The sequence below is a fragment of the Citrobacter sp. U14242 genome (assembly GCF_046555775.1).
In the GTDB taxonomy this organism is placed as follows: domain Bacteria; phylum Pseudomonadota; class Gammaproteobacteria; order Enterobacterales; family Enterobacteriaceae; genus Citrobacter.
Genome location: NZ_JBKGLW010000004.1, coordinates 322427 through 342040 on the forward strand (window position 1 = coordinate 322427; position 19614 = coordinate 342040).

The 19614-nt window shown below is 53.3% G+C and carries 20 protein-coding genes; 13 read left to right on the plus strand and 7 right to left on the minus strand.

Going from position 1 to position 19614, the window contains the following annotated elements:
- Positions 1-137: 137 nt before the first annotated feature.
- The 6 genes from ACLJXE_RS08655 to ACLJXE_RS08680 all read left to right on the plus strand — a co-directional run bounded on the left by ACLJXE_RS08655 (position 138) and on the right by ACLJXE_RS08680 (position 6235).
- Positions 138-797 carry a TVP38/TMEM64 family protein gene (locus ACLJXE_RS08655; RefSeq protein ID WP_286630140.1) on the plus strand — a complete coding sequence of 220 codons (660 nt, stop codon included), beginning with the start codon at positions 138-140 and terminating at the stop codon, positions 795-797.
- 14 nt (positions 798-811) lie between these two features.
- Positions 812-1504, plus strand: coding sequence for a TVP38/TMEM64 family protein (locus ACLJXE_RS08660; RefSeq protein WP_410750648.1), 693 nt, complete (start codon positions 812-814; stop codon positions 1502-1504).
- A gap of 26 nt (positions 1505-1530) precedes the next feature.
- Positions 1531-2700: an ABC transporter substrate-binding protein gene (locus tag ACLJXE_RS08665; protein WP_410750649.1), complete on the plus strand. Its 1170-nt coding sequence runs from the start codon at positions 1531-1533 to the stop codon at positions 2698-2700.
- A complete protein-coding gene (locus ACLJXE_RS08670; protein ID WP_410750650.1) occupies positions 2673-4208 on the plus strand; it encodes a thiamine ABC transporter permease in 1536 nt (511 codons plus the stop codon). The genes ACLJXE_RS08665 and ACLJXE_RS08670 overlap by 28 nt, the downstream gene beginning before the upstream one ends.
- Positions 4208-4840: an ATP-binding cassette domain-containing protein gene (locus ACLJXE_RS08675; RefSeq protein ID WP_410750651.1), complete on the plus strand. Its 633-nt coding sequence runs from the start codon at positions 4208-4210 to the stop codon at positions 4838-4840. The genes ACLJXE_RS08670 and ACLJXE_RS08675 overlap by 1 nt, the downstream gene beginning before the upstream one ends.
- 87 nt (positions 4841-4927) lie before the next feature.
- The gene (locus ACLJXE_RS08680) at positions 4928-6235 is read left to right on the plus strand and encodes a sulfurtransferase (protein ID WP_410750652.1); all 1308 of its coding nucleotides are present in this window, start codon (positions 4928-4930) and stop codon (positions 6233-6235) included.
- Positions 6236-6334: 99 nt separating this feature from the next.
- Here the strand turns inward: ACLJXE_RS08680 and ACLJXE_RS08685 are convergent, their stop codons facing one another.
- Both ACLJXE_RS08685 and ACLJXE_RS08690 read right to left on the minus strand, forming a co-directional pair.
- Positions 6335-6958, minus strand: coding sequence for a CDP-alcohol phosphatidyltransferase family protein (locus tag ACLJXE_RS08685; protein ID WP_410750653.1), 624 nt, complete (start codon positions 6956-6958; stop codon positions 6335-6337).
- A complete protein-coding gene (locus ACLJXE_RS08690) occupies positions 6951-7520 on the minus strand; it encodes a carboxymuconolactone decarboxylase family protein (protein WP_286630147.1) in 570 nt (189 codons plus the stop codon). The genes ACLJXE_RS08685 and ACLJXE_RS08690 overlap by 8 nt, the downstream gene beginning before the upstream one ends.
- Before the next feature lie 81 nt (positions 7521-7601).
- Between ACLJXE_RS08690 and ACLJXE_RS08695 the strand changes: the two genes are divergently transcribed.
- Positions 7602-8015, plus strand: coding sequence for a pyrimidine (deoxy)nucleoside triphosphate diphosphatase (locus ACLJXE_RS08695; protein ID WP_410750725.1), 414 nt, complete (start codon positions 7602-7604; stop codon positions 8013-8015).
- On the opposite strand, the gene ACLJXE_RS08700 is transcribed toward ACLJXE_RS08695, so the two are convergent.
- Positions 7975-8250, minus strand: a complete 276-nt coding sequence (locus ACLJXE_RS08700) for a YnjH family protein (protein WP_137383420.1) — start codon at positions 8248-8250, stop codon at positions 7975-7977. The genes ACLJXE_RS08695 and ACLJXE_RS08700 overlap by 41 nt on opposite strands.
- Before the next feature lie 236 nt (positions 8251-8486).
- Between ACLJXE_RS08700 and gdhA the strand changes: the two genes are divergently transcribed.
- Positions 8487-9830, plus strand: a complete 1344-nt coding sequence (gdhA, locus tag ACLJXE_RS08705; protein ID WP_003832501.1) for an NADP-specific glutamate dehydrogenase — start codon at positions 8487-8489, stop codon at positions 9828-9830.
- Between the two features lie 49 nt (positions 9831-9879).
- On the opposite strand, the gene ACLJXE_RS08710 is transcribed toward gdhA, so the two are convergent.
- The 3 genes from ACLJXE_RS08710 to ACLJXE_RS08720 all read right to left on the minus strand — a co-directional run bounded on the left by ACLJXE_RS08710 (position 9880) and on the right by ACLJXE_RS08720 (position 13536).
- Positions 9880-11820 carry a DNA topoisomerase III gene (locus ACLJXE_RS08710; RefSeq protein ID WP_410750726.1) on the minus strand — a complete coding sequence of 647 codons (1941 nt, stop codon included), beginning with the start codon at positions 11818-11820 and terminating at the stop codon, positions 9880-9882.
- Positions 11821-11824: 4 nt separating this feature from the next.
- On the minus strand, positions 11825-12868 hold the full coding sequence (selD, locus tag ACLJXE_RS08715) for a selenide, water dikinase SelD (RefSeq protein WP_410750654.1): 1044 nt from the start codon (positions 12866-12868) through the stop codon (positions 11825-11827).
- Positions 12869-12984: 116 nt separating this feature from the next.
- Positions 12985-13536 (minus strand): NAD(P)H nitroreductase, encoded by a 552-nt coding sequence (locus ACLJXE_RS08720; RefSeq protein ID WP_410750655.1) that lies wholly within the window; start codon positions 13534-13536, stop codon positions 12985-12987.
- 173 nt (positions 13537-13709) lie between these two features.
- On the opposite strand from ACLJXE_RS08720, the gene sppA reads away from it, so the two are divergent.
- The 5 genes from sppA (at position 13710) to yajD (ending at position 19254) form a co-directional block, all read left to right on the plus strand.
- Entirely contained in the window at positions 13710-15566 is a 1857-nt protein-coding gene (gene sppA, locus ACLJXE_RS08725) for a signal peptide peptidase SppA (RefSeq protein WP_286630150.1), read from the plus strand.
- 55 nt (positions 15567-15621) lie between these two features.
- Positions 15622-16638 carry an asparaginase gene (ansA, locus tag ACLJXE_RS08730; RefSeq protein WP_286630151.1) on the plus strand — a complete coding sequence of 339 codons (1017 nt, stop codon included), beginning with the start codon at positions 15622-15624 and terminating at the stop codon, positions 16636-16638.
- A 14-nt stretch (positions 16639-16652) separates the two neighbouring features.
- On the plus strand, positions 16653-17291 hold the full coding sequence (gene pncA / locus ACLJXE_RS08735) for a bifunctional nicotinamidase/pyrazinamidase (protein ID WP_286630189.1): 639 nt from the start codon (positions 16653-16655) through the stop codon (positions 17289-17291).
- A gap of 270 nt (positions 17292-17561) precedes the next feature.
- Positions 17562-18815, plus strand: a complete 1254-nt coding sequence (locus ACLJXE_RS08740; protein ID WP_410750656.1) for a glycoside hydrolase family 18 protein — start codon at positions 17562-17564, stop codon at positions 18813-18815.
- A 94-nt stretch (positions 18816-18909) separates the two neighbouring features.
- On the plus strand, positions 18910-19254 hold the full coding sequence (yajD, locus tag ACLJXE_RS08745; RefSeq protein ID WP_003832478.1) for an HNH nuclease YajD: 345 nt from the start codon (positions 18910-18912) through the stop codon (positions 19252-19254).
- A 44-nt stretch (positions 19255-19298) separates the two neighbouring features.
- Here the strand turns inward: yajD and ACLJXE_RS08750 are convergent, their stop codons facing one another.
- Positions 19299-19574, minus strand: coding sequence for a YeaC family protein (locus tag ACLJXE_RS08750; protein WP_005121124.1), 276 nt, complete (start codon positions 19572-19574; stop codon positions 19299-19301).
- Positions 19575-19614 lie beyond the last annotated feature (40 nt).

Sequence of the window (19614 nt, forward strand, 5' to 3'; positions counted from 1 at the left end):
TTGTTGCGAGCGGCATTTTAATATATCTTCGCGCGCACTTTTCGCTGGTGAAAACGCGTCATTACCCACGGATTTACAGGAGCCCCCCATGAAAAAGAAGTTCGCATAAGGCAGAATACCGACTGCTGATTGTGGCAGTGCTATTCTGCGCCCTGGCTGGGGTTTTCCACTATTTTGGTCTGTCTGATCTGATAACCAATCTCCATCATTTACAGGATGTCATCCGCCAAAGCGGCCTGTTCGGCTACGCGCTTTATATTCTGCTATTTATCGTCGCGGCGCTGAGCCTGATACCCGGCAGCATTCTGGTGATTGTCGGCGGTATCCTTTTCGGCCCGCTGGTTGGCACGCTTATCTCTTTATTGGCAGCAACCGTTGCCTCGGCATTGTCATTTTTACTGGCACGCTGGCTTGGGCGGGAACTATTACTGAAACATGCCGGACATACGGCGACGTTTCAGGCGATCGAAAAAGGGATTGCCCATAGCGGTATCGACTTTCTGATTCTGACCCGCCTCGTTCCACTGTTTCCTTATAATATTCAAAATTATGCTTACGGACTGACGGCCATTCCGTTCTGGTCATTTACGCTGATTTCAGCTGTCACCACGTTACCTGGCATCTTTATCTATACGCTGATGTCACACGAACTCGCCAGTGAAGGCATCACCTGGGCGTTTATCGTTAAACTCAGTGTTGCAGGCTTTGCCTTGTTTGCCCTTGTGCAGGCGGCAAAAGCCTGGGCCCGATATAAACATGTCGACCCCTCTGCAAATCGAGAGCTTGCCGGTAAATGAGAACGTTGAATAAAATGCAGATCAGAACGTGTTGCCGGGTTGGGTTAATTGCCCTGTTGGTAGCCGCGTTGATAGCGTGGGCATGGCTGCCCGACGTGAGAGACTTTCTCACGCAGAGCCTGACTGCGTTTACCACGCTTGATCAGCTTGCTCTTGAAAATTTTATTCGTTCCTGGGGACCTCAGGCAGCGATCGTATCGTTCTTCCTGATGATTTTACAGGCGATCATCGCCCCGCTTCCCGCCTTCCTGATCACCTTTGCGAATGCCTCATTATTTGGCGCATTCTGGGGAGGTGTTCTCTCCTGGACCAGTGCGATGGCAGGTGCAGCACTCTGCTTTTTTATCGCCCGGGTGTTCGGTCGCAGCGCAGTAGAAAGATTAACCGGTAAAACGGTGCTGAAAAATATGGACGCTTTTTTTGAACGCTACGGTAAACACGCCATTCTGGTCTGCCGCCTGTTACCTTTCGTTCCGTTCGATCCGGTCAGCTACGCCGCCGGCCTGACGTCCATCCGCTTTCGTCATTTTTTCATCGCCACCGGTATTGGCCAGTTGCCTGCCACTATCGTTTACTCATGGGCCGGTAGCCTGCTGACCGGCGGCACATATTGGTGCGTGACCGGGCTGTTTATTCTGTTTGCCCTGAGTGTTGTGATTTCAGTGGCAAGAGGCTTTTACCTTGAGCGACACAGGAAGCGTTCCTGAAGCCTCCATAAACGATTGGAGATACTATGCGTTACTGTTTATTGTGCCTGAGTTTGCTGCTCTCTCCGCTGGCAACCTTTGCGCAGAGCGATAACTGGCAGCAAATCAAAAACGACGCCCGGGGTCAGACGGTGTGGTTTAACGCCTGGGGAGGCGATAACGCCGTTAATCAGTATCTCGACTGGGTTAGCGGTGAAATGAAAACACACTACGCCATTAACCTGAAAATTGTCCGTCTGGCGGATGCAGCCGATGCGGTAAAACGCATCCAGACCGAAGCAGCATCAGGGCGTAAAACAGGCGGTTCGGTTGATCTCCTGTGGGTCAATGGCGAGAATTTTCGCGCGCTGAAAGATGCTGACCTGCTGCAAACGCAGTGGGCACAAATGCTGCCCAACTGGCACTACGTCGATACCCAACAACCGGTGACTGAAGACTTCGCCATTCCGACAGAGGGCGCCGAATCTCCGTGGGGTGGCGCGCAGTTAACCTTTATCGCCAATCGGGATATCACCGAACAACCACCTCGTTCTGCGCAGGCACTGCTGGAATTTGCGCGAGCGCATCCCGGCACGGTGACCTATCCGCGCCCACCCGACTTTACCGGCACCGCTTTTCTCGAACAGTTGCTGATTACGCTCACCGCTAAACCACAAGCACTGAAAAGTGCTCCCGATACAGCCACGTTCGCCGAGGTTACCGCCCCATTGTGGCAATATCTTGATGCTTTACATCCCGTACTTTGGCGCGAAGGGAAAGACTTTCCCCCTACGCCTGCCCGGATGGATGCCCTGCTGAATACCGGCACGCTGCGGCTATCGTTAACCTTTAACCCCGCGCATGCACAGCAAAAAATCGCTCGCGGCGAGTTACCGAAAAACAGCTATAGTTTTGGCTTCTCTCAGGGCATGCTGGGCAATGTGCATTTTGTCACCATTCCCGCTAATGCGCGTGCCAGTGCCGGGGCGAAGGTAGTGGCTAACTTCCTGCTCTCGCCCGAAGCGCAGCTCCGCAAAGCTGACCCCACCTTTTGGGGCGATCCTTCAGTGCTTGACCCCCAAAAATTACCAGACCAACAGCGGGAAGCGCTACTGGCTCGAATCCCGAATGGACTCCCGGCTGTCCTGCCTGAGCCACACGCAGCCTGGGTAAATGCACTGGAACAAGAATGGCTACGCCGTTACGGTACACATTAATTCTGCTGCTCTGGACCTTCATGGCGGCAATCTATTTACCGCTGGTCCCTGCGGCTTTTACGCTAATTGCACCCGCGCTTGCCATTGCACACTGGCTGGCGTTGTTTGCCGATCCCCAACTCCTGCAGGCGTTACTGGCGACGTTGGTTTCTGTCACGCTGGCAGCCACTGGCGCGCTCAGTATCGCCCTGCTGACCGTCCTTGCATTCTGGCCCGGCGCCAGATGGGCACGGCTTTGTACTCGCCTCCCCTGGCTGCTGGCGGTTCCGCATGTTGCTTTTGCCACCAGCACGCTGTTGCTTTTCGCCGAGGGCGGCATGCTCTACCGTATATTGCCGTTTCTCAGCCCACTGTTGGACCGCTACGGTGTAGGTCTGGGCATCACATTGGCGGTGAAAGAAAGCGCCTTTTTACTCTGGATCCTTTCCGCTTTATTGAGTGAAAAGCAGTTGTCACAACAGGTCATCGTGCTGGACTCTCTGGGTTACAGCCGGTTGCAGTGTCTGAACTGGCTGGTATTGCCCTCTATCGCGCCGGCGCTAGGGAAAGTTATGCTGGCGATTGTCGCGTGGTCGCTCTCCGTCGTTGATGTCGCCATCATCCTTGGACCCGGCAACCCGCCAACGCTTGCTGTGTTGAGCTGGCAATGGTTAAGCCAGGGCGACGCCGACCAGCAGACAAAAGGCGCGCTCGCCAGTTTGCTGCTGGTGCTGTTACTGGTCATTTTTGCGCTGGTGGGCTATCTGCTCTGGCGCGGCTGGCGACGCACAATTCCGGCAATCAGCGGTGTACGCCTGCATTTTTCATCCTGTACAGCCGGACGTTCGCTGATACAACTTCTGCCCATCAGCGGCGTTGTGTGCGCAGTCGTTCTGCTCCTGATGGCGGAATACTCATCGCTGAACAGAGATGCGCTGATCAACAGCCTGCAAATGGGGGTTCTGGCCAGTACACTTGCCCTGGTCACACTGTTGATATGGCTGGAATGGGGGCCACAAACCGGACATCGTTGGGTCTGGTTGCCCATTATCTTACCCGCGTTACCGCTGGTCACCGGACAATATACGCTGGCGCTATATGCTGAACAGGATGGCCAGTTCATCACGGTGGTCTGGGGGCATTTATTGTGGGTAACACCGTGGATGTTGTTTGTGCTTAAACCTGCATGGCAGCGTATTGACGCGCGCCTTATTGTGATTGCGCAAACGCTGGGCTGGACACAAAACCGAATCTTCTGGCAGGTAAAATGCCCGTTGATTCTACGCCCGGCACTGATTGCCTTCGCCGTAGGATTTTCGGTTAGTATTGCCCAGTACATGCCAACCTTATGGTTAGGCGCAGGTCGTTATCCCACACTTACGACCGAAGCCGTAGCATTAAGCAGCGGTGGCAGCACCGCTATTCTGGCGGCACAGGCACTATGGCAATTGCTGTTACCGTTGGTTGTTTTCGCACTCGCAGCCTCGCTTTCCGCCTGGGTTGGCCGCTTTCGACAAGGACTCCGCTAATGCTCATAGTGCAAAATGTTTCCCTGTACCAGGGTTCAACTCCGCTTCTGACGGGCGTCAACCTCCAGGCCAACAAAGGTGACATTGTCACTATTATGGGACCTTCGGGAAGCGGCAAGTCTTCACTATTTTCGTGGATGATTGGTGCGCTCTCCGATCAATTTCGTGCATCCGGTCAACTATGGCTCAATGAGCGGCGCATTGACACATTACCTACCGCGCAGCGCCAGATTGGTATTCTGTTCCAGGATGCCCTGCTGTTTGATCATTTCAGTGTTGGACAAAATTTATCACTGGCGCTACCCGCAGACCTGAAAGGTACGGCGAGACGCGATGAAGTGGAACATGCCCTTGAGCGCGCTGACCTGGCAGGCTTTTACCATCGCGACCCGGCATCGCTGTCCGGAGGGCAACGCTCACGCATTGCCCTGCTTCGCGCCCTGCTGGCACAACCGCAGGCTTTGCTGCTGGATGAACCCTTCAGTCGCCTGGATACGTCACTGCGGGATACGTTTCGCCAGTGGGTTTTCACCGAAGTGCGCAAGTTGGGGATCCCTGTGGTGCAAGTCACCCATGATACACAAGACGTTCCCCCCGCAGGCCGTGTATTACAAATGAACGCCTGGGCGTGAATGTGGTGTTATGCTGCGTTAACGCAAGGATTTTACTTAACTGGCGGCACAAAATGTCGTCCTCTTTTTTCAACGTCGGGCTATTCGATGAAACGTGTTTCTCAAATGACCGCGCTGGCACTGGCTTTAGGGCTCGCTTGCGCTTCTTCATGGGCTGCTGAAACAGCACAGACGCTTACCCTCAACCAGTTACAGCAAAAACAAGGCGCGGCAATCGATACCCGTCAGAGCGCTTTTTATAACGGCTGGCCTCAGTCGCTCAATGGCCCTTCCGGGCACGAACCCTCCGCACTGAATCTGTCTGCCGCCTGGCTCGACAAGATGAACGATGAACAACTTACCGCCTGGGTTCAGGCACATCAGTTAAAAACCGATGCGCCAGTGGCACTGTATGGCAACGACAGCGATGTGAAAGCCGTCAAAGCCCGCCTGCAAAAAGTGGGTTTTAACTCTATTTCGACCCTTAGCGACGCGCTACAGGACCCTGCACGCTTGCAGCGTCTGCCGCACTTCGAACAATTAGTCTACCCACAATGGCTACACGATCTTCAGCAAGGCAAAGACGTTACCGCAAAACCGGCTGGTGACTGGAAAGTCATTGAAGCGGCCTGGGGTGCGCCAAAATTTTATCTGCTGAGCCATATTCCGGGTGCGGGATACATTGACACTAACGAAGTGGAAAGCGAACCGCTGTGGAATAAAGTCTCCGACGAACAGCTAAAAGCGATGCTGGCTAAACACGGTATCCGCCATGACACCACGGTATTTTTGTATGGCCGCGATGTGTACGCCGCCGCACGCGTGGCGCAAATCATGCTGTATGCGGGCGTAAAAGATGTTCGCCTGCTCGACGGTGGCTGGCAAACCTGGTCCGACGCAGGTTTACCCGTAGAACGCGGCACCCCGCCGACGGTCAAACCAGAACCGGATTTTGGCGTCACTATCCCCGCCCAACCACAATTGATGCTGGATATGGCACAGGCTCGCGGCTTGCTGCATCGCCAGGATGCATCACTGGTCAGCATCCGTTCGTGGCCAGAGTTTATCGGCACCACCAGTGGATACAGCTACATCAAGCCAAAAGGTGAAATCGCTGGCGCGCGTTGGGGACATGCAGGAAGTGACTCCACCCACATGGAAGATTTCCATAATCCGGATGGCACGATGCGCAGTGCAGACGACATCGCCGCCATGTGGAAGCAATGGAACATTCTGCCGGATCAGCAGGTCTCTTTTTATTGCGGTACCGGTTGGCGCGCCTCAGAAACCTTTATGTACGCCCGCGCAATGGGCTGGCAAAACGTGTCGGTCTATGATGGCGGTTGGTATGAATGGAGCAGCGATCCGAAGAACCCGGTAGCCAGCGGTGAACGTGGTCCGGACAGCAGCAAGTAAGACTGTCATGATTGCCGGATACGGCGAAAATGCTTTCCCGGCCTACATCAGCCATCGTTGTAGGCCGGATAAGCGTCGGACATCCGGCAACGCAATACGTTACGCCTGACGCGAAACCGCTTTCAGCGTCAAATATCCACTCCGGATCCGGGTGAGTGTTGTCATCCAGCACAGTGCGCCAAATATCCATGCCATCAGGGCAAAATATCCTGGGAACAGACAGCCCAGCACAAACAGCAAAATGGTCTCGGTTCCTTCGGTCAGCCCGCCCAGATAATAAAACGACTTATGCGCATAACCCGGATTATCAATCTGGTGTTTCGCCGCCAACGCGGCAAAGGCGAGAAAGCTGCTACCCGTTCCGATAAAGGCAAACAACAGCCAGCTTCCGGCCAGCGCATTCAGCTCCGGTGCGGCCAGAATAAAACCAAACGGTACTAAGGCGTAAAAAAGAAAGTCGAGCGAGATATCGAGAAACCCGCCGGCATCAGTAAGCCCCCTGCGCCGCGCCAGCGCACCGTCCAGTCCATCAAACAGTCGATTTAGCACGATAACCACCAACGCCGCCTGATACCAGCCTAAAGCCAGAAACGGCAACGCCAGCACGCCAATGGCAAAACCAACCAGTGTCAGGCCATCCGGCGTAATTGCGGGCTTATCGATAACCAGCACACACCTATGCAAAAGCGGTTTTAAGCGTGGATGAAGATGGCGATCAAGCATGTGGGCGTCCTTTGACGGTGTCGCACAGTCCCTGCGAAGGAATATCAAGGGCGGCATTAAAGCGCGCCGAGAGATTTTGGAACGCAATCAGCGCGGTCATTTCAGTAATTGCATCCTCGGTAAAATGCAGCTTCATTTGCGCCTTTAATGCCTCATCAACCCGAGGCGGCGTGGCAGTAACGGCATCAGCATAAGCCAGTGCGACACGTTCTTCTTCACTGAACAGCGCCGATTCTTGCCAGGCAGCAACCTGCCATACTTTATCCAGTGCGCCACAGCGTTCAGCCAGACGTAAACTGTTGGCATCCACACAAAAGGCGCAATGGCACACCTGAGAAACACGTGTCATCAACAATGCTCGCATTACCGGCGTTAAGCGCGCCCGCTTACGCTCCAGGAAACCAACAAACAGCGCCACCAGCCAGAACAGAAATGGCATTCGCCCCCACCAGCGTGTGGGATGTAGTACATCGCCATAGTGTTTTTTCTGTGTTGCAACAAGCGGTTTCAAACTGGAAGGAATGCGTGTCAACGGTTTTACCCATGACTGAGGTTCATTCAACGGTTGCTCCTGAATACTTTTGGTCAAACCCATGGTTAACTATATTATGTCATTTTCTGCTGTTAGATCCTGATGAATATGATGAAAACCCTCGACGTGGTCGCCGCGATTATTGAACGTGATGGCAAAATTTTACTGGCGCAACGCCCGCAGCATGCAGATCAGTCCGGCATGTGGGAATTTGCTGGTGGTAAGGTTGAACCGGGAGAGAGCCAACCACAGGCGCTGGTCCGTGAATTACGAGAGGAATTGGGTATCGAGGCTATCGTAGGGGCCTACATCGCCAGTCATCAGCGTGAAGTGTCAGGCCGATTGATACATCTGCATGCCTGGCACGTGCCGGCTTATCAGGGCGAGCTTTGCGCCCATGAGCATCAGGATTTGGTCTGGTGCTCACCCGAAGAGGCGCTGCGTTATCCACTCGCGCCTGCCGATATCCCGCTATTAGAAGCGTTTATTCTTTTACACGCCGCCAGACCAGCGGATTCGTGCTGATGGTTTTCTCATCGCGCTGGCACTGTAGCAGCACGCCATCGGCTTTCACCACCGCCCCTTCTGAATAGTTTTGATCCTGATAAATGCAGCACTGATTACAGGGCTGCGCGCGCTGGCCGCTGGAACTGAACACTTCCGGCGGCACATTCACTTGCACATCCGGACGATAAAGCTGATTTGCCAGTACCCCGTTGGATAACATCACCAACGCACCTGCCATGATTAAACGGCGCATATTCGTTCCTTTTTAACTGACATCTATGCTCAGTATAACGGTATAAACCGGCAGAAACTTTAGTTCCTCCATCATCGTTTTTGGTTATGAGCAACGCTGCGATATTAATTTACTTAGCGGGATTAATTTTTTCTTGCGTCTCGTCACACCGCTGATGGTATAGTCAAAAACTGCAAAACACTTAACACAAATATCAAAAATATAACCATATCAATACATAAGAGGTTCTTATATCTATGGATCAGACATGTTCTCTGGAGTCGTTTCTCAACCATGTACAAAAGCGCGACCCGAATCAGACCGAGTTCGCGCAAGCCGTTCGTGAGGTAATGACGACACTGTGGCCGTTCCTTGAGCAAAACCCGCGTTATCGTCAAATGTCATTGCTGGAACGTCTGGTTGAACCGGAGCGCGTGATCCAGTTCCGCGTGGTCTGGCTCGACGATCGTAATCAGGTACAGGTTAACCGTGCGTGGCGCGTACAGTTCAGCTCCGCGATTGGCCCGTATAAAGGCGGCATGCGTTTCCATCCTTCGGTGAACCTGTCTATCCTGAAGTTCCTCGGCTTCGAGCAGACCTTTAAAAACGCACTCACCACGCTGCCGATGGGCGGTGGTAAAGGCGGCAGCGACTTTGACCCGAAAGGTAAAAGCGAAGGCGAAATCATGCGTTTTTGTCAGGCGCTGATGACGGAACTGTTCCGCCATTTAGGGCCCGATACCGACGTCCCTGCGGGTGATATCGGCGTGGGCGGTCGTGAGGTCGGCTTTATGGCCGGGATGATGAAAAAGCTGTCCAATAACAGCGCCTGCGTCTTCACCGGAAAAGGCCTTTCTTTCGGTGGCAGCCTGATTCGCCCGGAAGCAACTGGCTACGGCCTGGTGTACTTCACCGAAGCGATGCTCAAACGTCATGGTCTGGGTTTTGAAGGGATGCGTGTGGCGGTCTCCGGCTCCGGTAACGTTGCACAATTCGCTATTGAGAAGGCGATGGAGTTTGGTGCGCGCGTGGTTACTGCCTCCGATTCCAGCGGTACCGTAGTTGATGAAAGCGGATTTACAAAAGAAAAACTGGCGCGTCTGTGCGCGATTAAAGACAGCCGTGACGGTCGCGTGGCGGATTACGCCCGTGAGTTTGGTCTGACCTACCTGGAAGGGAAACAACCATGGTCTGTTCCGGTTGATATCGCCCTGCCATGCGCAACCCAGAACGAGCTGGATGTCGATGCAGCACGCGTACTGATCGCCAATGGCGTGAAAGCCGTCGCCGAAGGCGCCAATATGCCAACGACCATCGAGGCCACCGATCTGTTCCTGGAAGCTGGCGTTTTGTTCGCGCCAGGCAAAGCCGCTAACGCGGGTGGTGTAGCCACATCCGGTCTGGAAATGGCGCAGAATGCCGCGCGTCTGGGCTGGAAGGCAGAGAAAGTCGATGCCCGTCTGCACCATATAATGCTGGATATTCACCATGCCTGTGTCGAGTACGGCGGTGAAAGCAAACAAACCAACTATGTGCGCGGCGCCAACATCGCGGGCTTCGTAAAAGTTGCCGACGCAATGCTGGGCCAGGGTGTGATTTAATTCACCCCATACGCCGGATGCGGCACACGTGCCTTATCCGGCCTACACATTACACGCCTGCCTCTTCGGATGGCGGGCTTTTTTTCGCCGGGCGTTTACGCGGCACACTCTTTTTCTTCTCACTACCGCCAGGTGCAGCAATCCCCCGGAACCGGCGAACTGGTGTACTACGAGCCTGGTCGATTAGCTGATACAGCGTTCCGACCAGCGGTTGCATAAAGTCCTGATAACGACACTGTTTTTCACTAATTTGTGTCAGAATCGACTCCCAGTGTGCGGTCATATCCGGGCGCGTCGCCATTTCAGGCAGCGAGTGGAACAGCGCTTTTCCGGCATCGGTCGAATGGATATAGCGCCCTTTTTTCACCAGGAATCCGCGTTTAAACAGTAATTCGATAATCCCGGCTCGTGTTGCTTCTGTTCCCAGTCCGTCTGTCGCGCGGAGGATCTTTTTCAGATCTTTATCCTGCACAAAACGCGCGATCCCGGTCATTGCCGACAACAACGTCGCATCGGTAAAGTGGCGCGGCGGCTGGGTCTGGCGTTCAACCACTTCGCCTTTTTCACACAGCAACTCATCGTCTTTTGCCACCACTGGCAGCGGCGTACCGTCGTTATCTTCATCGCGCTCTTTGTTACCGAGCAGCGTACGCCATCCGGCCTCGGCCAGGAAACGCGCCTTGGCAACAAACTTGCCTTTCGCAATATCCAGCTCAATAACGCACTTACGAAAAACAGCATCCGCGCAGAACTGCATCAGATACTGACGCGCAATCAGGTTGTAAATCTTCGACTCATTGTCATTGAGATTGATAGTTGAGCTACGCGCTGTCGGAATAATAGCGTGGTGCGCATCCACCTTTTTATCGTCCCAACAACGATTTCGCGTATCAGGATTCACAGCAGGCTGCGGTAACAGATCCGGCGCATGGATGCTAATCGCATTCATCACCGCATGGCGTCCGGCAAAGTGTTCTTCCGGCAGATAGCGACTATCCGAGCGCGGGTAGGTGATCAGCTTGTGGGTTTCGTACAGTTTCTGGCAGATATCCAGAACATTTTGCGCACTTAAACCGAAGCGTTTCGCGGCTTCAATCTGCAACGCCGACAGTGAAAACGGCAGCGGCGCGGATTCTGATTCCCGTTTATCATTATAGTTGGTGACTATCGCCGGCTGACCATTGATGCGCTTCACCACATGCTCAGCCAGCGTACGATTCAGTAAACGCCCTTCTTCGTCCTGATAAGGTTCACAGGCCTCACTGGGTTGCCAGATGGCGGTAAAACGCTCATCGGCGGGCGTCACGATATGCGCTTTCACCTCAAAAAAATCTTTCGCGACAAAGTTCTCGATCTCTTCATCACGACGCACGACCAGGCCAAGCACCGGTGTCTGTACACGGCCTACAGAGAGGACGCCCTGGTAACCTGCGTTGCGCCCGAGAATAGTGTAGGCCCGCGTCATATTGATGCCGTACAGCCAGTCCGCGCGTGCACGTGCCAGTGCCGACACGCACAGTGGGATGAAATCGCTGTTTGCACGTAGGCGCTCTATCGCCCGCTCCACGGCCTGTGGGTTCAGATCGTTAATCAGGCAACGTTGCACCTGCTGGCGTTTTTCGGGGGCAAGCTGCAGGTAATCCAGTACCTCGTCCACCAGCAATTGTCCTTCACGATCGGGGTCTCCGGCGTGAATAACTTCGCTGGCTTCATGTAAAAAGCGTTTAATGACGTTGAGTTGTTTGGTCACAGAGGGACGCGGCTGTAGTTGCCACTTTTCCGGAACAATCGGCAGATCGGCCAGGCTCCAGCGAGCATAACGACTGTCGTAGGCGTCTGGCTGCGCCTGTTCAAGCAGGTGACCGATACACCAGGTCACCACTTGCCCATTTCCGCATTCAATAAAACCGTCACCTTTACGATGTGGCTTGGGTAGCACATCGGCGATGGCGCGCGCCAGACTCGGTTTTTCGGCAATAAACAACCGCATTGGGTTAACGAATCTCAACCATGGCGCGACCGCCGCGGGCTTCCACCAGCTCACCGATAGCCGTGAGATCGATACCAAACTGCGCAGCTACGGCTTTGACCTCAGCCTCAGATTCCGGTGTTACAGCCAGCAGCAAGCCGCCGGACGTTTGCGGATCGCACAACAGATCGCGCACCGATTGCGGCATTTCCCCCATCAGGTGCCCATAGCTCGCGTAGTTACGCTGCGTACCGCCCGGCACCGCGCCCTGTGCGATGTATTCTTCAACACCAGGAAGCTTAGGAATGTCCTGGTAGACGATCTGCGCCTGAACGCCTGCCCCCTGGCACATCTCGCTCAGATGGCCCAGCAGACCAAAACCGGTTACATCCGTCATGGCTTTCACACCGTCGATGTCGGCAAATGCCGCACCTGCGATGTTCATCCGGCACATCACTTCCGTCGCCAGTCCGACGTGTTCCGGTTTCAGCAGCGATTTCTTCTCTGCGGTGGTCAGTACACCAATACCCAGCGGTTTGGTGAGGAACAGCTTACATCCAGCCTCGGCGGTGCTGTTTTTCTTCACACGTTCGGTTGGCACAATACCCGTCACCGCAAGGCCAAAGATAGGTTCAGGGGCATCAATAGAGTGTCCACCTGCCAGTGCAATCCCCGCCTGACGACAGGCAAAACGCCCGCCTTCGGTGACTTCGCGGGCTATTTCCGGCGCCAGTTTATCAAGAGGCCAGCCCAGAATAGCGATTGCCATAATCGGTTTGCCGCCCATCGCAAAAATGTCGCTGATCGCGTTGGTCGCAGCGATGCGGCCAAAATCAAACGGATTATCGACAATCGGCATAAAGAAATCGGTGGTGCTGATAACGCTGGTACCGTTACCCAGATCGTATACCGCCGCGTCATCGCGGGTTTCATTACCCACGAGTAAATTCGGATCAACAAACTTCGCCTGCTCGCTGTGCAGGATGGTTTCCAACACTTTCGGGGAAATTTTACAACCGCAACCGGCTCCGTGGCTGTATTGCGTTAAACGAATAGCTTGCTCGCTCATGGACATCTCCTGTCATTGCAATGCGGATATGGTAGCGCTCATTCCATGATGTGGTAAGAGTGACTGTCTGAATTAGAGTGTCTTTGCTCATAATCCAGACAGTTTTGCCGTTGATGTCAGAAATAACGGACGAATGAGGTCGGATCGGCAAGATTAATCGAGGTGGAGGCTTTTAGCTGCGGCGTTCCCAGATAGAGAAAACCGACGATTTTATCCTGTGGACGACAGTCAAACGCTTCACGGACTACCGTACTTTCCGTTAAGGCTCCGCTGCGCCAGATCCCGCCAAACCCTTGTGCAATCGCTGCCATTTGCATCGCCATTACCGCGCAGCCTGCAGACATTTCTTGTTCCCACATCGGGACCTTGTCGCTTTCTTCACATTTCGCCACCACAGCGATAATCAGCGGCGCGCGAAACGGTGCTGTACGGGCTTTTTCCTGTGCTTTTTCATCACTTCCGGCAGCAATCGCGCCTTTTTCAAGCACGGCACTAAAACGTTCGCGCCCTGCACCTTCAATCACAAAAAATTGCCACGGTTGTAGTGATTTATGGTCTGGCGCACGCATACCGGCACGCAGAATATTTTGCAGTTGCTCTCCCTTCGGGGCCGGTTCAACAAGACGAGAAGCGCTACGACGGGTCATAAGTAATTCGAGTGCATCCATTTGCTTAACTCCAACAATGATATTTATTCACAAAATTAACACGCGGGCGGATTTTGTTACAGCACAGGTGGTGATTCCTGCTGACAAGTGCCTGTCGGGTCATTACGATAGCCACATCTTAACGCCTTTCTCGTGGCTCACGTGGGCGTGTTGTTAATCGATAGGGAGAATACATGCGAACCCTGTGGCGATTTATTGCCGGATTTTTTAAATGGACATGGCGATTACTCAATTTCGTCCGTGAATTTGTGCTTAACCTGTTCTTTATCTTTTTAGTACTGGTGGGTGTTGGGATCTGGATGCAGGTCAGTAGCAGCAACACCAGCGAACATGCTGAACGTGGCGCACTGCTGCTGGATATCTCGGGGGTTATTGTTGATAAACCTTCAAGCACCAGTCGGTTAAGTGCCATCGGTCGTCAGCTGTTTGGCGCAAGTTCCGATCGTCTACAGGAAAACTCCCTGTTCGATATCGTGAATACCATTCGACAGGCCAAAGATGACCGCAACATTACCGGTATCGTGATGGACTTGAAAAACTTCGCCGGTGCCGACCAACCGTCGATGCAATATATCGGCAAAGCACTCCGCGAGTTCCGCGACAGCGGTAAGCCTGTCTTTGCTGTAGGCGATAACTTCAGCCAGGGGCAGTATTACCTGGCAAGTTTTGCCAACAAAATTTGGCTATCTCCGCAGGGTTCCGTTGATCTGCACGGCTTTGCCACTAACGGTCTGTACTACAAATCTCTGCTGGATAAGCTGAAGGTCTCAACACACGTATTCCGCGTGGGTACCTATAAATCCGCCGTCGAGCCGTTTATCCGTGATGATATGTCACCTGCCGCGCGTGAGGCTGACAGTCGCTGGATTGGCGAGCTGTGGCAGAACTATCTCGATACGGTCGCCGCTAACCGTCAGATCCCGGCGCAACAGGTATTCCCTGGGGCGCAAGCGATGCTGGACGGTCTGACGAAAGTCGACGGTGATACCGCGAAATACGCTCTCGATAACAAATTGGTAGATGCTCTCGCTTCCAGTGCTGAAGTCGAAAAGTTGCTGACCAAACAGTTTGGCTGGAGCAAAGCGGATAAAAACTACCGCTCTGTCAGCTACTACGATTACACACTGAAAGCACCCGCTGATACCGGGGACAGTATCGGTGTCGTCTTCGCCAACGGTGCCATTATGGACGGAGAAGAAACGCCAGGGAATGTGGGTGGCGATACTACCGCTGCACAGATCCGTGAAGCACGCCTCGATCCGAAAGTGAAGGCCATTGTTCTGCGCGTGAATAGCCCAGGCGGTAGCGTCAGCGCCTCGGAAGTGATCCGTTCTGAGCTGGCAGCAGCAAAAGCAGCGGGCAAACCGGTTGTCGTTTCCATGGGCGGCATGGCGGCGTCCGGGGGGTACTGGATCTCCACGCCTGCAAGCTACATCGTGGCAAACCCCAGCACCCTGACCGGTTCCATCGGTATCTTTGGTGTTATCAATACGGTGGAAAACAGCCTGGATTCAATAGGCGTGCATACTGACGGTGTTGCAACTTCCCCACTGGCGGATATCTCCATCACCAAAGCGTTACCGTCAGAAGTACAGCAAATGATGCAGTTAAGCATTGAGAACGGCTATAAGCGCTTTATCACGTTGGTTGCGGATGCTCGTAAGACGACACCGGAGCAGATTGATAAAATTGCTCAGGGTCACGTCTGGACGGGTCAGGATGCGAAAGCAAACGGACTGGTAGACAGCCTGGGCGATTTTGATGATGCCGTCGCAAAAGCTGCAGAGCTGGCAAAACTGAAACAGTGGCACATTGAGTATTACCAGGACGAGCCTACCTTCGTGGATATGGTGATGGACAGTATGTCAGGTTCGGTGCGCGCCATGTTGCCAGAAGCCCTTCAGGCAATGCTCCCGGCGCCACTGGCTTCAGCTGCCAGCGTGGTAAAAGCTGAAGGAGATAAACTGGCTGCGTTTAACGATCCGCAAAACCGTTATGCGTTCTGCCTGACCTGCGCCAACGTTCGCTAACTATTGACCCCTCTTCGGGATGAAGAGGGGTTTTCTTTGAGACAGAAGAAAAGTCATGCAGAAAAAATCAATTTACGTTGCCTATACCGGCGGCACCATAGGTATGCAGCGCTCTGAACAGGGTTACATTCCGGTTTCGGGTCACCTGCAGCGCCAACTGGCATTGATGCCTGAATTCCACCGTCCGGAGATGCCAGACTTCACCATCCACGAATACGCCCCGCTGATGGATTCCTCCGATATGACGCCGGAAGACTGGCAGCATATTGCGGAAGACATTAAAGCGCACTACGACGATTACGATGGTTTTGTCATTCTGCACGGCACCGACACCATGGCATTTACCGCCTCGGCACTCTCTTTTATGCTGGAGAATCTGGGCAAACCCGTTATTGTGACAGGGTCACAAATCCCACTGGCAGAGCTACGCTCGGACGGACAAATCAATTTGCTGAATGCATTGTACGTTGCGGCAAATTACCCGATTAATGAAGTCACCCTGTTTTTCAACAATCGTCTGTTTCGCGGCAATCGTACAACTAAAGCCCATGCTGACGGTTTTGACGCCTTCGCCTCCCCGAACCTTGCTCCACTACTGGAAGCGGGGATCCACATCCGCCGGCTGGGGACGCCACCCGCACCGCATGGTGCGGGTGATCTGATTGTTCACCCCATCACCCCGCAGCCGATCGGCGTGGTCACGATTTATCCAGGGATCTCTGCTGACGTGGTGCGAAATTTCCTGCGCCAGCCCGTGAAAGCGTTAATTCTTCGCTCTTACGGTGTCGGTAATGCACCACAAAACAAAGAGTTTTTGAAAGAACTTGAAGATGCAAGTTCGCGTGGCATTGTGGTGGTGAATCTCACCCAATGCATGTCCGGCAAGGTCAATATGGGCGGTTACGCGACGGGGAATGCGCTGGCGCACGCTGGTGTCATTGGCGGCGCGGATATGACCGTCGAGGCTACGCTGACCAAGCTGCATTATTTGCTGAGTCAGAACCTGGATACCCAGGCTATTCGCGAAGCGATGACGCAAAATCTGCGTGGCGAGCTCACGCCAGACGAGTAAAGGAGTCTATGACGATGGCCCGAGCCTTATTGCTGGTCGATTTACAGAATGATTTTTGTGCAGGTGGTGCACTTGCCGTCCCGCAAGGCGACAGCACAATAGAGATAGCCAACCGTCTGATTGACTGGTGTGCCATACGCGGCGATGCAATTGTCGCCAGCCAGGACTGGCACCCGGCAAATCATGGTAGTTTTGCCAGCCAACATCAGGTTGCGCCATACAGCCAGGGACAACTGGACGGACTGCCACAGACGTTCTGGCCCGATCACTGTGTGCAAAACAGTGAAGGTGCCGCGCTACACCCGCTGCTTAACCAGACAGCAATTAATCAGACTTTCTGTAAGGGCGAGGATCCACTGGTCGACAGTTACAGCGCATTTTTTGATAACGGCCGTCGCCAGGCAACTGCGCTTAATGCCTGGCTGCTGGAAAATCGAATGGCTGAACTGATCATCATGGGTCTGGCAACCGACTATTGCGTAAAATTTACCGTGCTTGATGCGCTCGATCTTGGCTATACCGTCAGCGTCATTACTGACGGTTGCCGTGGGGTAAATATTCAGCCAGAGGACAGTGCACACGCCTTTATGGAAATGGCTGCGGCCGGAGCAACGCTCTACACGCTGGCTGACTGGGAAGAAACGCAGCGCTAATGTTTTGCCTGATGGCGACGTAAAACGCGCTTATCAGGCTTATTCAGATGGCATATTTACTCAATTCTGTAGGCCGGATAAGGCGCTTGCGCCGCCATCCGGCAATCAACAACCCTACTGCACCTACAAAAATTGGTACACCGCTTCGCCAGCACGGCGTGAATCCCTTCGCATTTTTCCTCTTTTGAAACTGCTAGTCTGCGAGAGCTGTTTTTCGCCACGCCATTTCCGTGGCGTGTTTGCATTTTTAATTGTCAAAGAGGAACTCCGATGAAACTTTTGCCTTTGTTGGCAGCATTACCCCTGCTCTGTGCCAGCGTTGTTTCCGCTAACTCACTGATGTCTGTCGGCTACTTCAACGGCGGCGGCGACGTCACTGCCGGTCCTGGCGGTGATATTGACAAACTGGATGTTCGCCAGATAACCCACCTGAACTACTCATTTGGCCTGATCTATAACAACGAGAAGGACGAGACCAATGACGCGCTAAAAGATGCCAGTAAGCTGCATCAAATTTGGCTTTCAGAAAAAGTGCAGTCTGATCTGCAAAAGATCCCGGAATTGCGCAAACAGAACCCGAATCTTAACGTTTTGCTTTCCGTTGGCGGTTGGGGGGCGCGTGGATTCTCAGGCGCGGCGGCCACAAAAGAATCCCGGGCGGTATTTATTCAGTCGGTGCAGGACATCATTGCGAAATATGGCCTGGATGGTATCGACCTCGACTGGGAGTATCCGGTAAACGGTGCATGGGGATTAGTTGAAAGTAAACCGGCCGATCGTGCAAACTTTACTATGCTGCTGAAGGAGTTACGTACCGCAGTGGGGCATAAAAAACTGGTGACCATCGCGGTTGGTGCCAACGCAGAAAGCCCGAAAAGCTGGGTAGACGTCAAAGCCATTGCGCCATTGCTCGATTACATCAATCTGATGACCTACGATATGGCTTACGGTACTCAATACTTCAACTCAAACCTGTACGATTCGACAACGTGGCCAACGGTCGCCGAAGCGGATAAGTACAGCGCCGATTTTGTCGTCAATAACTACCTCGCAACAGGGCTAAAGCCAGCTCAGATGAACCTGGGTATTGGGTTCTACGGTCGCGTGCCTAAACGTGCCGTTGAGCCGGGGATTGACTGGAGCAAACCCGACGCACAGAAAAATCCCGCCACTCAGCCCTATTTTGAACCACAACAAATTGCGTTGTTCAAATCACTGGGCGTTGATCTGACCAAAGATACCTATGTGAAGTACAACGACATTGTGGCGAAGCTCATCAACGATCCGCAAAAGCGCTTTACCCAGCACTGGGACGATGAAGCAAAAGTACCGTGGCTGTCGGTGCAGTCTGCCGACGGAAAGGCACTTTTCGCCCTCTCCTACGAGAATCCGCGCTCTGTTGCCATCAAAGCGGACTACATCAAAAACAAGGGACTGGGAGGCGCTATGTTCTGGGAGTATGGTGCGGATGATAAAAACCAGTTAGCGAAGCAGTTGGCCGATTCATTGGGTATCAAACACTGATCCCAACGCTTGCCACAATAGGTTATGATTATCGCAATCCGCTGCGCCATTCGCTGGCGCAGCTTTTCATCTTCTACTGGAGGCATGAGCTGGTATGGCTTTCATCCCTAAAAATTACGCCCGTCTGGAAGTCGGTTATCGGGAAAAGGCACTTAAGCTCTTTCCCTGGGTCTGTGGACGTTGTTCCCGCGAATTCGTGTACTCAAATCTGCGCGAATTGACCGTACACCATATCGATCACGACCACTCTAACAACCCGGAAGATGGTAGCAACTGGGAGATGTTGTGCCTGTACTGCCACGATCATGAGCATTCCAAATATACGGAAGCGGACCAGTATGGTTCAACAGTGGTTGCCGGAGAAGACGCGCAGAAGGCCGTCGGCGAAGCGAAATATAATCCGTTTGCTGACCTTAAAGCGATGATGAACAAAAAGTAGTCTACTGCATATGCCCGGCATACACACTCACCGGGCATCTACCATCAGGATTTGAACGTCGCAATCGGCTCAGGCGTAATGCCGAACTCCACTTTAAGTTGCTGTTTACTCTTCATCACCATCTCACCGTTGGTATCGATAGTCATGTGTTGTGCATTCGTGTTGTTACGTGCCTGCCATAACATCACCAGTTGCAAACTGTTCTCTTTTTGTTCTGCGGTCAGCGCGACGCCATCCGGCCATTTTCCCAGTTCAACGGCAGTCGATAAGCGCTGATAAACTTCCGGCGTCATGCTGTTGATCATCTCATCAAGATTCATGTTAAATCCACTCTCCGTAGAATAATTAGCTGAATCGTTT

Coding starts and splice junctions, on each gene's coding strand:
- ACLJXE_RS08685 (WP_410750653.1), bottom strand. CDS start 6,958: ATGCTTGATCGCCATCTTCATCCACGCTTAAAACCGCTTTTGCATAGG.
- ACLJXE_RS08670 (WP_410750650.1), top strand. CDS start 2,673: ATGGCTACGCCGTTACGGTACACATTAATTCTGCTGCTCTGGACCTTC.
- yajD (WP_003832478.1), top strand. CDS start 18,910: ATGGCTTTCATCCCTAAAAATTACGCCCGTCTGGAAGTCGGTTATCGG.
- ACLJXE_RS08675 (WP_410750651.1), top strand. CDS start 4,208: ATGCTCATAGTGCAAAATGTTTCCCTGTACCAGGGTTCAACTCCGCTT.
- ACLJXE_RS08700 (WP_137383420.1), bottom strand. CDS start 8,250: ATGCGCCGTTTAATCATGGCAGGTGCGTTGGTGATGTTATCCAACGGG.
- gdhA (WP_003832501.1), top strand. CDS start 8,487: ATGGATCAGACATGTTCTCTGGAGTCGTTTCTCAACCATGTACAAAAG.
- ACLJXE_RS08695 (WP_410750725.1), top strand. CDS start 7,602: ATGAAAACCCTCGACGTGGTCGCCGCGATTATTGAACGTGATGGCAAA.
- pncA (WP_286630189.1), top strand. CDS start 16,653: ATGGCCCGAGCCTTATTGCTGGTCGATTTACAGAATGATTTTTGTGCA.
- sppA (WP_286630150.1), top strand. CDS start 13,710: ATGCGAACCCTGTGGCGATTTATTGCCGGATTTTTTAAATGGACATGG.
- ACLJXE_RS08665 (WP_410750649.1), top strand. CDS start 1,531: ATGCGTTACTGTTTATTGTGCCTGAGTTTGCTGCTCTCTCCGCTGGCA.
- ACLJXE_RS08720 (WP_410750655.1), bottom strand. CDS start 13,536: ATGGATGCACTCGAATTACTTATGACCCGTCGTAGCGCTTCTCGTCTT.
- ACLJXE_RS08710 (WP_410750726.1), bottom strand. CDS start 11,820: ATGCGGTTGTTTATTGCCGAAAAACCGAGTCTGGCGCGCGCCATCGCC.
- selD (WP_410750654.1), bottom strand. CDS start 12,868: ATGAGCGAGCAAGCTATTCGTTTAACGCAATACAGCCACGGAGCCGGT.
- ansA (WP_286630151.1), top strand. CDS start 15,622: ATGCAGAAAAAATCAATTTACGTTGCCTATACCGGCGGCACCATAGGT.
- ACLJXE_RS08750 (WP_005121124.1), bottom strand. CDS start 19,574: ATGAATCTTGATGAGATGATCAACAGCATGACGCCGGAAGTTTATCAG.
- ACLJXE_RS08680 (WP_410750652.1), top strand. CDS start 4,928: ATGAAACGTGTTTCTCAAATGACCGCGCTGGCACTGGCTTTAGGGCTC.
- ACLJXE_RS08740 (WP_410750656.1), top strand. CDS start 17,562: ATGAAACTTTTGCCTTTGTTGGCAGCATTACCCCTGCTCTGTGCCAGC.
- ACLJXE_RS08660 (WP_410750648.1), top strand. CDS start 812: ATGCAGATCAGAACGTGTTGCCGGGTTGGGTTAATTGCCCTGTTGGTA.